Consider the following 12643-nt stretch of genomic DNA (forward strand, 5'->3'; position numbering starts at 1 on the left):
ACTCTCTGAGATTGGAAACCCATAAAAGGGTGATTCGTTATGCAATAGCCGAGGACATCGTGTCAGCTTCTAAGGGAGTTGCTAGTGCCCCTAGACGGCGGAACATAGTCTTAGATCAGGCTACACCCTAAATGCTGGTGCTTTAGTTGACGACGACATAGACTCGATCGAGTTTGATCTTCTTGCCATTCGTTCCGGTATTGCGGACAATAACTTTCAAATCATTTACCTTTGCGGCTGTGTTGATTGCTGCCGTCACATCCCACTCTACAAGGCTCTCTTTTGACTCGCCTGACAAAACGGGGACTGCTTGGCTTCCTAAGATGGAGGGTTTGGTTAGTGAGCCGCCACCAATTTGAAAGACCACTGAGTTAGGCGAAATTCCTTCTTCTTCGTAGTGTTCTATGTAGATTTTCACTGATCGAATTGTGCTACTTGTCGGGATAGTGTTACCAAACTTGAATGACCAAAAATCGCCTGATTCTAAATCTAAGCGATCGTTATCACTTTTCTTGACTACATAGACTTTCCCATCTTGGACTAAGGTTTTCCGGCTTTTGGTATCCCAGCCGTCTACAACCTGTAGGGTGACTGAATTGCTGATAGGGGTTGGAGTGGGAGTGGGAGTAGGAGTGGGAGTGGGAGTAGGAATGGGAGTGGGAGTAGGAGTAGGTGTAGGTGTAGGAGTGGGAGTAGGTGTAGGTGTAGGAGTAGGAGTGGGTGTCGGTGCAGCTTGTCCAAATATAGACTGAACACCCTGGCTAGAGTTGAACATTGCACGACTGTCATGCGCGACATTAGGAACCGCAACTTTCCTATGGTTGTTCTGAATTGAGGAACCAAAGAATTGAGTTAGATAGTTGTAGTAAATCGTTCCTCTCTCAAATCGGTGCGCCCCTTGTAGCTTGGCAGGACAATCATTATCCAGGGAAGAAGCATTGGGATCGGTATCTTTTTCACCGAGCAAGTAAACAACTTGTCGTTGGGCATATTGCGATGTGATCTTGGCGGCTCCAAGATTCTGCATGTAAGGATTTAACCCACTCAAACCATACTTGTAGGTGTTAAAGTCAGGACAACTAGATTGTGCCTGAGCGCCAGGAACCGCAAATTGATCAACCGTTCCTACAACTCTGCGCTTGCTGTCAAAGTAGACATAGGAAGATGGGTTAGCGACGATATAGCGGGTGGGCACCGCTGCTGATTCGACACTCCCCGCCGCAAAGCGATTGGCAAATTGTCCGCCTGCTGAGTGTCCGACGATCGTAATGCTTTGCAGGTTGGGGTAGAGGTTGCGGTTTGCTAATTGCTCCATCATTCCATTGACTGCACTAAACGAGCTAGTTTGTGCCGATCGCGGGTTGCTCGATGTGGATAGTGATGAGTCTCCTTGCTTCCAGCCGTCGTTTGTCCAAAATGAAATATCGCGTCCAGGGTTGCGACTTTCGATGTCTTCTTCTAGCAAGAATTGTGGAGCCAGAATAATCGTATCGTTGGATGCTCCAGCCTTTTGCGCAGCCTCTATGATGTACTGGTAATAGTCATCTGCGTTTCTGTTTGTGCCATGAATAACAATCACAGCTCGCCGAACAGTGGTATCTTGTTGTCCCAAAGGTTTATTGCTGCAATAGGGAAGTTTGAGACTACCCGCCGTGTTCAAAGCTACTCGACCTGCACAAACGACCGATACTGGATCTTTTGCCACAGCAGGGTTGGTCTGTAACTGCAAAGTTGTGATTGTTCCAAGCATGAGTACCGTTGTAGCCAGCTTTTTTACCGTAGATTCGCCTTTCAAGTTAACCACGATTCCTCCTGGGAATTAAAGAGTGGGAATTTTGGTAGAGGCGCACCCTGGCTTTGAGTAGTTGCTTTAGCTAATTCGATGAATGCGATCGTGTTCTACTTCAAACACTCTAAGACAGTGGATTGGTTTTGTTTAGTCAATGTTCCGTTAAGCAGCCTACTCGTCAACTCACACTTGATAGCAAGACTAGACCCAACACTGTGCCAAAAACAAGTAGTACGTAGAGTTGAGCGCGACCGCTCTCCAAATACTTTAAGCCTTCGCCCAGGACTAAAGTGACTAAACCTGTCAGATTGACGAATCCATCCACTACTGTGCGATCGACTTCTCTGACCTGCTGGGCAAGGCGACGACTGCTCTGAACAAACACCACATCATACAAATCGTCGATGTACCATTTATGCAAAGAGAGCAAATAGAGCGGTCGAATTCGATGTGCGATCGCACCTGGATCAATTTCGTGCTTGAGATACATCAGGAGGGCAAGAATAATGCCAAGTAGCGCGATCGCGACCGAGGTTCCTGCTATCAACAGAAACTCATTTAGATCAACAACATTCATTCGCTCAATCAAAGCAGGCAACGCTTGATCTGAGGAATTTAAGAAGGCTTTAAAGTAGTTGGCAAACGGAGTGCCCACTAGCCCGATTAGCTGGGAGGGGATTGCTAGAATCACTAATGGCAACACCATTGCCAGCGGTGACTCATGGGGGTACTCGCGATGGTTGTTATGCTGGTCAGGAGATTCGTCAGACTGTTGAGGTTTTTTAGTTTGGAGCTGCTGACGAATGGCATAATTGTGTCCGCGAAACTCCCCTTCAAAAGTTGAGAGATACATACGGAACATATAGAAGGCGGTGATTCCTGCTGTCAGCCAGCCGATCGCCCACAGAAGCGGATTTGCAGCAAAGGCGGCCCCCAGAATTTCATCTTTTGACCAAAACCCAGCAAACGGTGGAATCCCAGCAATGGCGAGGGTGCCAATTAGAAAAGTAGTCGCTGTGACGGGCATGTATTTCCTCAATCCACCCATCAGGCGCATATCTTGCGCTAAAGCAGGGTCATGTCCAACAACCGATTCCATCCCATGAATCACAGAACCTGACCCAAGAAACAGCATCGCCTTGAAGTAAGCGTGAGTCATCAGGTGAAACAATCCGGCACTATAAGCGCCTACTCCCATCGCCATGATCATGTATCCCAACTGAGACATGGTGGAGTACGCCAAGCCTTTTTTGATGTCGTTTTGAGTGATGGCGATCGTCGCTCCCAAAAATGCCGTGAATGCCCCTGTCCAAGCAATCACATTCATTGCAGCAGGCAGACCTTCAAAGACGGGAAACATTCGCGCAACTAAGAAAACTCCGGCGGCGACCATCGTTGCTGCATGGATCAGCGCAGAAATCGGAGTCGGGCCTTCCATCGCATCGGGCAACCAGACATGTAATGGAAACTGGGCAGATTTGGCAACGGGGCCAAGAAAAACTAGAATCGCAAACAGGGAAGCTAAACCAACGCTAAGAGAACCAGACTGAATCAATGCCTGTAAGCGATCGCTAATCACCTCAAACTCAAAGCTGCCTGTCGTCCAATACAGTGCTAGGATTCCTAACAGCAAGCCAAAATCGCCAACTCGGTTAGTAACAAACGCTTTTTGAGAAGCTGCCGCTGCTGCCTTACGTTCATACCAAAATCCGATCAGCAGATAAGAACACATGCCGACCAGTTCCCAAAAAATGTAAATCTGCACCAGGTTCGGACTGATCACCAACCCCAGCATTGAGGAGCTAAATAAGCTCAGATAAACATAGAAACGAACATAGCTCGGATCATGCGCCATGTAGCCATCCGTGTAAATCATCACCAAGAACGCTACAGTGGTCACGATCGTTAGCATCATTGCTGCCAGGTGGTCGATCGTGTAGCCGATTCTTAGATGAAAACTTCCAGCAGTTGCCCACTCAAATCCGTCGATGTAAGAGGCATGTCCCTGAATCTGACTCCACAGTAAGGACATAGACATTAGCATCGCGGCTCCAACCAGAGACATGATGAAAACGGCACTTTCTCGACGAAGACGATTTGTTGTTTTGTTAAAGGTAATTAAACCCAAACCAATCAACGCCGCTCCAGCTAAAGGCAGTACCGGAATTAGCCAGACATACTGATATAGTAGCTCCATGATTCATGCCTGCTCCATATTGTCTATAATCAACCAGCTTGAGACATCACTTAAAAAACCCGATGTTTCCATTAAGCTATCCTCACCGAGGTAACAAACCTGGGGCGAAGCAGAATCGACCCAAGATTAGTTTCATCTGTTTTATGGCTGCCTCATCCTACATTGCGGCTGTTTACTGGATTGGGCGATCGCCATGAGCTTATCGCCGATCGCTCTCTGCAACAAGTAAAATGGAGGTATGTAACATATAAACTATGAGTGTATAAAGATGAGGTGTAAACATAAAAAACACCCTTCGAGAACTTCTAAAGGGTGCTAAATAGGGTTTTGAGACAGAATGATAGTTAGTTGTGAATCACATCACTCGTTCATTCCTCGGTAGGTTGCAACTGTTGAAGGCGACATCCGGCTCATGTATCGGAAGATCCAATACTTTAATACCGTATCCATGATCACCGGAACCGTCGCAATAAACAGAGAAATCATGCTGACATTGGCGGCAACACCCAGGTGGTTCGCTATTCCCTCCAGCAACACTTCCCAGCCGTGGGGCGAGTGGAAGCCGACAAAAATATCCGTCATCAAAATCAGGATAAACGCTTTGGCACTGTCGCTCAGACCAAACACCAAATCATCCATAAACGACTTGAAGACAGCGATTTGGGGGCGGCTCATCAGCAAAACTAGCACAAAGGATGCCGTGGCGATCATGTCTGCAAACACGTTACTCACAGCATTTCTGCTTTTTCCACGAAACTGTTCAGCAATCTCGATCGCCTTCTCCTGAACTAACTTTTCTCGTTCTTCTGCTGCTTGCTCAGGTGTTTTCGTGGGTTCTGTCGTTGCCTTTTCTGATTTAACTTCTGATGGCTCAGGCTTTTCCAGGTTCGATTCTGATGGTTCGGCTGGTTTTTCTGTTTTAATTTCTGATGGTTCAGGTGTCTTTTCTGGCTTTGATTCTCCTACTAGGGGTGGACTGATGTGAATGAGCGCGTCAAACTTGAGACTTTCTTCATAAGTTTGTAGCTCTTTGAAGGCTTCCTCTTTCATTTCTGAATTGAGAAACACTTGAGCCGATTCTTCTCCACTCATACGATCGACGATCGGGCGAACAAGAAAATGCTTGGATAGCTGCTGAGTCAACAAAGGCACCAAGATCAGAGTCAGTAGAAACTGAACGGCCATTGTAGTCTTGGCTCTGGAGGTGCGAAACTTTTTCAGAACTTCTTCTTCTCTTGACATGAAGCTTAACTCTCGTGGGGTGCAGAGGTAAAAAATTTAGAAACAAACCAGAAAACTTGTGGAGAAAGCTAGGGATGGAAAAGTTGGTCAAGCGAAAGACTATCTACTGGGAGATAGAGATAGGCGATCGCAACTAACGATGTCAAAACACCTACTACCGCCAAAAATCGTGCCGACGTGCGAGTAAAAGCAACGATCGAGTTACTAGCGCCATTGCTCGACTTAGCGGCTGTCACCGTTAGGACAAAATCACCAATGCGAATCGTGTCATTGAGTTTTAGAGGAAAGTTCTGATTGGTTTGAGCGTCTTCTTCGTTGACCATCGAGCCGCTAGTACTGCCGAGATCAGAAAAATAATACTGTCCTGCCTGGTTAAAGATGCGGGCATGGACACGGCTCACATCAGAACTGTTTAACATCAGGTCGCATTTTGCGTTTCGACCAATCAGCCCTCCGCCTTGAGCCAAAGCTTTAGAAGTAAAAATCTTTTCCTGAGATTCGCCTGTTTGGTGATCGAATATTTTGAGCGTGATCATGGTTGTATAGTTCCCTGTGTTAGTTAGATGTGTGAAGTGGTTAGTGCCAACAAATCACTGTCTTCTGGTCACCGTCTTCTGGGTTAGCTAGTCAGATTCAATCGTGGTTTGAATTGCTTTTAATTCGCGGTTGTCCGTCTTTTGAAGGAGTCTTGCTGGGGGGATTGATCTGCGTTTGATCGTCTTGCAAAACACGCTTCTGGATGGCTCCAAATGAAGTTGGCTCTTCGCGAGAAGACGCTTTTGGTAAGTATCTAACCTGTGTTTGATCTTCGGTTGAGGTCGGCTTCTGCATGGGTCTGAATGTAGTATGCTCCTCTGGCATCTTTTTTTCTATCAAAGGTTGATCGATGTGTTGAGTCTGCGATCGCGTGCCTAAAATAACTTCCTGTGTTCTAGCGGGTGGTTGCTTTTCAGGTAAGGATGTTTCAAGAGAGTGTTTAACTTGAGGCGGTTGATGTTGAGTCTCATGTTGTCCTTCGCGTGGCTCCTTATGCTGAACAAGGTCTTGAACAGGCTCCTGCGCGACAATCGATACCGTTGCCTCCTGTGATGGGGGTTGGATCTGCGATCGTTTGTCCTCTAGTGGAAGTAATCCTGTCATTTCCTGTGCTGGAACAGAGCTTTGAGAAGGCTGAAGCCGCGATCGCTCCTCCTCGACAAGAGGTTTCTGTATTGGTCTTAATCCGGTGAGATCTTCTAGTTGAGGCGCATGATACAAACCACTCACCTGCGATCGTTCTTCTCCTGGCAGATGTCCCACTGCTCTAAACCTGGTTGATTCTTCTAGGGGTGGCGTTTTAGAAGTGTGTTTAATCGGTGGCTCCTCGTCTGGAAGAAAGGTTTCGATAGGAGTAGACTCTTTTAGTGTGGGTTCCTTGAGCGGCGGCGCAGAGGGAAGTGCTTTGGGGAACGGCCCAATCTGAGTCTGTTCTTTATCGGGAAGACGGTTGCGAATCGGATTAAACTCCGTCCGCTCCTCTACTGGGAGCGCTTGATCGCCAGAGCCAATGCGCGATCGACTTCGCACAGATCCCAACGATCGCGGACTTGCAGAAGTTTTTGAAAAGCGTCTCAGGACAGCCATAGAAATTTGCTGACACACTTCATAGCTCAGACTCAACACACGCATTAGAGAAGCAAAAGGAAGCGAGTCGCTGACAGGCTGGTTTTTAAGTGCATCCGCAACCTGATCTTTTGAAACTTCCCTCGACTCTGTAAACAATCGCAGAATCACCAGGACACTCAGCAGGATAAACACCCAAAACAGGATGATCCGCAAAAAATGCACTGCACTGGTGCCCAAAAAGATAGAACCGAGCAAGACTAGCCCACAACCTGCTAGCGCCCAAAGAACAAACCGTACACGTTTCTCAGGCATTTTTGAACTCATGGATTGACTCCCAAACCTTTGCACTAGTAATTAGACTGAGGCATTTCTAGCAGGGTGACGATTTGCTGGTCGGTGTGCTACTCATTCATCTGTTTGAGCGTGGCCACTGTTGAAGGTGACATACGGCTCAGGTATCGAAAAATCCAGTACTTAAAGATGGTATCCATCACAACTGGAACCGTCGCAATGAAGAGCGAGATCATACTGTGATTGGCAGCAACGCCCAGGTGGTTTGCCATTCCCTCTAACAGCACTTCCCAGCCGTGGGGTGAGTGAAATCCCACAAAGATATCGGTCATCAAAATGATGGAGAAAGCCTTTGTAGTGTCGCTGAGACCATACACCAGTTCATCCATCAATGACTTGACAACCACAATCTCTTTTTGGCTCATTAAGAGGATCAGGGCAAAGGCTCCTAGAGCAATCAAGTCAGCAAACACATTGCTAATGGCATTCTTGCTTCTTTGTCGAAACTGTTCGGCAATCTCGTCTGCCTTCTGTTCGACTCTTTTTTCCTGCTCCGCTTCTGAAAGTCGAGGGCTGGACTTGATCAGCGCTGAAAACTTCAGACTTTCCTCAAAGCTTTGTAGCTCCCTGAATGCTTCCTCTTCCATTTCAGAGTTGATGAAAATCTGGGCTGTCTCTCCACCACTGACACGCTCGACGATCGGACTGACGATCACTTGCTTCGTCACGATCTGAGTCAATAGAGGAACCAGCGCCAACACTAGGAGAAATCGCACCGAAATAGCGGTTTTCTCCTGGTCGCTGCGAAACTTCTTGATAACTTCTGCTTCTGATTTGGGATTTAGCTCTTCTTTGAGCCGATTGAAGGTGTTTCCGATCGAGCGCGGCAGCAACCCTGTTTTTTCTACCGAGCTTCTCGCAGTAGAGGTATTGGCTGGCTCTATCTGAAAGGTTGCCGTTGTGGAGATCCGCGTTGCAGAAGTTGGCAAGAGTGCAGATGAAGGAACCTTCGTCGCTGTGTATCTGGCTAACACCCGATCGATGACGCTCAACTTTTCTTGTTGGCTATCACTCAGCGATTCAAAGATCACGCTGCTCGTCTTAAATTCTGCAAGCTTTAGTCTGGCAACACTCAGATTTTTTTCAAGCTCTGCCTTCAAAAAGGCCGCTGCATGACCTTCGTAAGCTTCGATGGAAGCGCTATCACCACTAAAGTACTGGGTTTCGAGTAGTTCAATTTGCTGAACGGACTGGTAGGCACGATTTAAGGCGCGATCGGGTGTATTGAGAAAGCGATCGCTAGAAGCTTGCACATACTCCTTAAGCTTTGCCAATGTAGAAGTCATGATCCCCTCCGGTGAGCAGATGCGATTCTTATTTTTGTTGGGTAGTGCAGAGTTAGTTAGCAAACCAAAAGGTAGAGCGGCACCCATTGAATTGTCAAAGTAGAGTCGTTGAGAAATGAACGTTTAACGAGCGTTTAACTTCCAGAACATTCAATTCTAGTACAGTGTACTTTCTTGATGAGTGAGCAGAGTACAGTCAGACGTGGGGCGAGCGACACAAAGCAATACATACCCATTTTCGATCTGCTCATCATCCAGAAAAGACTGATCTGACTGATCAACTTTTCCTTCCTTCAACATGCCAGCACAGGTCGAGCAAGCACCTGCCCGACAGGAATAAGGGAGGTCAACATCTTGTTCCCCAGCCGCATCTAAAATGTACTCGCCTTCAGGAACGTCAACCGTCACATCTAACCCCTCATCCGGGTTAATTAGTCTAACTTTGTAGGTTGCCATACAGTGATTCTCAGGGATAAAAGATCATTCAAGCAGATAGCTGTTGCTGAACTCTAGATAGCTCAGACACAGTCTCGATCGGGAGGCGAGGCGTTACTTCTTGAGATGCACCTTCATCGTTTTGCCCAGTTACATCTGGGTCGAGGGCTTTCAGAGAATGGAACTCACAAGCAACCGGGGGCGCACTAGTCTTAACAAAAGGCTTTCCGGTTTGCCCGTCCATCTCGTCGTCAGCAATCTGGCTCTGAGGATGCACATAAGTATGGGTAACGGGGTCATAAGCCAACACTTCGCCCGTCTCGATTTGGTAGACCCAACCATAGATATGTAGCTTACCCTGGTACAGTCTGGAGTGGACTAGCGGATAAGTCTTCAAGTTTTCGATTTGAGTTAGCACATTCTCTGCTACCGCAACCTCCAGCATTTCTTCATCACTATGGTTGGTGTAGCTGTCTTTGACTAGTCTGCGAGTGCCTTCTGCATGTTTGAGCCAATCATAGACGAGAGGCATGTCTTCTTGAAGCTTATTGAGATGCAGCAGTCCTTTCATTGCCCCACAGTGCGTGTGACCACAGACGATGATTTGCTCAATTCCCAATGCGTGAATGGCATACTCGATCGTGGCTCCTTCGCCCCCATTGGTTGCTCCATAGGGTGGGATAATGTTTCCGGCATTGCGAACAATAAACAGTTCACCGATCTCTGTTTGAGTCACCAGATTAGGGTCAATCCGGGAGTCAGAACAGGTGATAAACATGACTCTAGGCTTTTGTGCCTGAGAAAGCTGTGCTAACAGTTCCCGATGAGCAGGAACATAAGTCTTCCGAAATTCCTGCAAACCTTCAATTAGTTTTTTCATTGGTTTAGCCCCGTCTGAGCAGTGTTCTTTGAGAAAAGTAATGCGGATGTTTGGTGAGCAGTAACGCTATCCGCATTACCCGGCTTTTGAAGCGTGAACTAGACATCACATTAAACAAACGACAGTGACAAACTGGGGACAGAACTGTGACAAAGCCGGGAGTAGACAGTTCTTTTAGGCTGAGATCCTGGATTGAGGAACTTTGAATCTTCTCACCCAGAGTCGCGGATTGAGAGCAAATTGGGTAAACTCTCTTTTTTGCCTCGACTTTGTTACGTTCTCTCACTTATAGTTTTTATTAATGCAAATCATCATCTAATAAAAGATGAATTGTCCTATGACAGTCGATCATCTTGTTGACTTGAGCAAGCCATAAAAATTTAATGGCTCGATCGCCATCAGATCGCAAAGGTCAGTGATTGCAACAACTCAAGAAATAGACTTTTGTTTCCACAACGAAGGCAAGGGGCGTATGGCAATCCTGTGGAGTCTAACAGAATTAGCCCCTCAGAAATTCGTGACTCGATCAAAGTAAATGCGGACATCCATTTTTCGTGATGAACGGCTTGCCTTCTTAAACACTCATCACAAGAAGCTGTCAGGCTTCTATGCAGTTCAACAACACACGAGATTGGTATGAGTGCCCACGCGAGTAATACTGCTCGAAACTTGTAGGAATCCAGAGGTTTGAAGATGACTAAAGCAAGGAATTTGATGCACCGTTTTCAGAAGCGATCGACCAACTCCAACCATGTTCCCTTAAAAGAAAGACAGGGAAAAAGCCCTGTTCCAAAACGCAAATCTCGGCAAAAACTGGTTTCATTGCGATCCTTTCAAGAAAAGTTTTCGCGCTACACAGGTGAAAAACTCACTGGGCTGCAAGTGCTGTTTCGACTAGGAGACACTGTGCTTCATGCAATTCTTCCCTGGGTGTTACTGTGCGCTGGGTATGGTGCACTCACTTCTTTACTACATCAGCTTGGCTATCTCTCTGCTGTCCATGAAAATAAGGCGTTGCCCCATGTTGCTGTAGCACTGAATATTGCTTTAAGTTTGTTGTTGGTCTTTCGCACAAATGCAGCCCACGAGCGATTTTGGGAAGGACGAAAGTTGTGGGGGTCTATGGTGAATACGGTTCGCAATTGTGCCCGCAGCATTTGGATCAGTGTGGAAGAGCGACTGCCGCACGATCGCACCCAAAAAGAAGACTCGATGCGGTTAGTTGCTGCTTTTGCTGTAGCGATGAAACTGCATCTGCGGCGTGATCCGATGAGCTTAAACGACGAATTAGCACCTTTGATGTCACTACCTCAATATCGCAGACTTCAGGAGGTAAATCATGGCCCTCTAGAGATTGCGTTCTGGCTTGAGGACTATGTGCAGCAGCAGTATGAGCATCGACAGATTAACGGGTTTCAGCTCCAGGATTTGCATAAAATGCTCAATGACCTGGTAGATATTCTGGGTGGGTGTGAACGGATTTTGAAGACACCTGTGCCTTTGGCTTATACGATGACGCTTAAGATATTGCTAGTAGCGTATTTCATCATTGTACCTCTAGAATTGGTCGATAATTTACACTGGTGGGTTAGCCCAGCCACGGCTTTCATCAGTTTAATTTTCCTGTCTATTCAGGAGGTGAGTTCTGAAATCGAGGAGCCTTTTGGACATGATCCGAACGATTTGCCTCTAGACTTTATCTGCGACACCATTAAACGCAATGTTGAAGATTTGATCCAGCACGCTCCTTCTTCTCGCAACATTGTTGACTGGCCCAGGGCATCATCCAGCATTGTCAACTAAATAGACGATAAGCTGTTGGTTGACTAACAAAACTCGAACCGCCCTCACCCCAACCCCTCTCCCAGGACAGGCGAGGGGCTTTCAAATCTAAATTTTTCTGAAGTCCCTTCTCCCACTGGGGGCGAAGGGATTTAGGGATGAGGGGGAAAGATTTGTCAGTCAACCAGCGGTAAGCTGTTAACCCTCTAGATTGTAGGTGCCGTACCTCTACAATTTACAGAACATTGTCGCAAAAGACGGATTGGAAGAACCGTTGGAGCCACTTCAGCATTCAGGAACATCCCCGATCCTCGGTTTCTGCTCCCTTCAACATTATCTCCAGTTTGTCACTTTTTCATCCCCGACCTGTCACTTGACGAGACTTAGAATTGCAGACAGGTAGAGCAATTTCAGCAAACCCAAAGAGGTTCCCGTGAGCAGTCAAGAGCCACTAGGCAGTAAACGGGATTCGTTATAACCTGCGGCATATGACTACCTCCGCCGCTCGCCTGGCTGTAGAAGGCGTACAGTCTGGCAGGTTACTTGGGTGAGGCTGGAAGTCGAAGTGGTCGGGCGGATGTAAAGTTAGGGCTACTCCGTCCACCGCCACTCCGGCAGTCAACCCGTTGAAGATTCGCTTGTTTTTTAGACCTTCGCTAGTTTCAGAGCGAGACTAGCCTCACAGTTGCAAGGAGCTTACATCATGCATGTTACACTACCTCACCACAGTATTACGCTGCTCTCTAGTTCAATTCGTCAACGGCTCGATCGTACTGAGATCCATAATCCCAGAGTCGCCAACTGGCTGTGCAAATTGATTCCGTCGCAGTGTCCGTTTGCTCGTGACATCAAGCTTTGGGGCGATCGTGTGCTACTACACATTCCACCATTGTGCAAACTCAATCCCTTTTACGATGAGTTGATGGGCTTAAGATTCCGAGCGCTATCTTATCTAGCGGATGAGTGTCATCAAGATATTACAAGCTACATCTAGCTCAATTCATTGGCTCAGTAGAGACAAACCGGATGTCAAATATGAGGTCTGAGGGCTGGGTGATGGAGAACACACTCAGTCC

The 12643-nt window shown here is 47.1% G+C and carries 11 protein-coding genes; 3 read left to right on the plus strand and 8 right to left on the minus strand.

Features of this window, described 5'->3' with window-relative positions; translation table 11 throughout:
• Window positions 1-142: 142 nt before the first annotated feature.
• A complete protein-coding gene (locus ACKFKH_RS08540) occupies window positions 143-1804 on the minus strand; it encodes a hypothetical protein (RefSeq protein WP_446857838.1) in 1662 nt (553 codons plus the stop codon).
• Window positions 1805-1967: 163 nt separating this feature from the next.
• Window positions 1968-3986 (minus strand): NAD(P)H-quinone oxidoreductase subunit 5, encoded by a 2019-nt coding sequence (locus tag ACKFKH_RS08545; RefSeq protein WP_446857839.1) that lies wholly within the window; start codon window positions 3984-3986, stop codon window positions 1968-1970.
• A gap of 62 nt (window positions 3987-4048) precedes the next feature.
• On the opposite strand from ACKFKH_RS08545, the gene ACKFKH_RS08550 reads away from it, so the two are divergent.
• Window positions 4049-4183, plus strand: a complete 135-nt coding sequence (locus tag ACKFKH_RS08550; protein WP_446857840.1) for a hypothetical protein — start codon at window positions 4049-4051, stop codon at window positions 4181-4183.
• Window positions 4184-4346: 163 nt separating this feature from the next.
• Here ACKFKH_RS08550 and ACKFKH_RS08555 read toward each other — a convergent pair whose 3' ends face one another.
• The 6 genes from ACKFKH_RS08555 to ACKFKH_RS08580 form a co-directional block, all read right to left on the minus strand.
• Entirely contained in the window at window positions 4347-5228 is an 882-nt protein-coding gene (locus ACKFKH_RS08555; RefSeq protein WP_446857841.1) for a hypothetical protein, read from the minus strand.
• 68 nt (window positions 5229-5296) lie between these two features.
• The gene (locus ACKFKH_RS08560; protein ID WP_446857842.1) at window positions 5297-5764 is read right to left on the minus strand and encodes an FHA domain-containing protein; all 468 of its coding nucleotides are present in this window, start codon (window positions 5762-5764) and stop codon (window positions 5297-5299) included.
• A 97-nt stretch (window positions 5765-5861) separates the two neighbouring features.
• The gene (locus ACKFKH_RS08565; RefSeq protein ID WP_446857843.1) at window positions 5862-7145 is read right to left on the minus strand and encodes a hypothetical protein; all 1284 of its coding nucleotides are present in this window, start codon (window positions 7143-7145) and stop codon (window positions 5862-5864) included.
• Window positions 7146-7234: 89 nt separating this feature from the next.
• On the minus strand, window positions 7235-8470 hold the full coding sequence (locus ACKFKH_RS08570) for a proton extrusion protein PcxA (RefSeq protein ID WP_446857844.1): 1236 nt from the start codon (window positions 8468-8470) through the stop codon (window positions 7235-7237).
• Window positions 8471-8626: 156 nt separating this feature from the next.
• Complete coding sequence (locus ACKFKH_RS08575) at window positions 8627-8926, minus strand: 2Fe-2S iron-sulfur cluster-binding protein (protein WP_446857845.1); 300 nt, start codon at window positions 8924-8926, stop codon at window positions 8627-8629.
• 28 nt (window positions 8927-8954) lie between these two features.
• Window positions 8955-9785: a carbonic anhydrase gene (locus tag ACKFKH_RS08580; RefSeq protein WP_446857846.1), complete on the minus strand. Its 831-nt coding sequence runs from the start codon at window positions 9783-9785 to the stop codon at window positions 8955-8957.
• A 693-nt stretch (window positions 9786-10478) separates the two neighbouring features.
• On the opposite strand from ACKFKH_RS08580, the gene ACKFKH_RS08585 reads away from it, so the two are divergent.
• Both ACKFKH_RS08585 and ACKFKH_RS08590 read left to right on the plus strand, forming a co-directional pair.
• Window positions 10479-11588 (plus strand): bestrophin family protein, encoded by a 1110-nt coding sequence (locus ACKFKH_RS08585; protein ID WP_446857847.1) that lies wholly within the window; start codon window positions 10479-10481, stop codon window positions 11586-11588.
• A 682-nt stretch (window positions 11589-12270) separates the two neighbouring features.
• Window positions 12271-12561 (plus strand): Mo-dependent nitrogenase C-terminal domain-containing protein, encoded by a 291-nt coding sequence (locus ACKFKH_RS08590; RefSeq protein ID WP_446857848.1) that lies wholly within the window; start codon window positions 12271-12273, stop codon window positions 12559-12561.
• Window positions 12562-12643: the final 82 nt, after the last annotated feature.

This window comes from Phormidesmis sp. 146-20 (assembly GCF_052939475.1).

Coding starts and splice junctions, on each gene's coding strand:
- ACKFKH_RS08570 (WP_446857844.1), bottom strand. CDS start 8,470: ATGACTTCTACATTGGCAAAGCTTAAGGAGTATGTGCAAGCTTCTAGC.
- ACKFKH_RS08590 (WP_446857848.1), top strand. CDS start 12,271: ATGCATGTTACACTACCTCACCACAGTATTACGCTGCTCTCTAGTTCA.
- ACKFKH_RS08565 (WP_446857843.1), bottom strand. CDS start 7,145: ATGCCTGAGAAACGTGTACGGTTTGTTCTTTGGGCGCTAGCAGGTTGT.
- ACKFKH_RS08550 (WP_446857840.1), top strand. CDS start 4,049: ATGTTTCCATTAAGCTATCCTCACCGAGGTAACAAACCTGGGGCGAAG.
- ACKFKH_RS08555 (WP_446857841.1), bottom strand. CDS start 5,228: ATGTCAAGAGAAGAAGAAGTTCTGAAAAAGTTTCGCACCTCCAGAGCC.
- ACKFKH_RS08545 (WP_446857839.1), bottom strand. CDS start 3,986: ATGGAGCTACTATATCAGTATGTCTGGCTAATTCCGGTACTGCCTTTA.
- ACKFKH_RS08585 (WP_446857847.1), top strand. CDS start 10,479: ATGACTAAAGCAAGGAATTTGATGCACCGTTTTCAGAAGCGATCGACC.
- ACKFKH_RS08560 (WP_446857842.1), bottom strand. CDS start 5,764: ATGATCACGCTCAAAATATTCGATCACCAAACAGGCGAATCTCAGGAA.
- ACKFKH_RS08575 (WP_446857845.1), bottom strand. CDS start 8,926: ATGGCAACCTACAAAGTTAGACTAATTAACCCGGATGAGGGGTTAGAT.
- ACKFKH_RS08580 (WP_446857846.1), bottom strand. CDS start 9,785: ATGAAAAAACTAATTGAAGGTTTGCAGGAATTTCGGAAGACTTATGTT.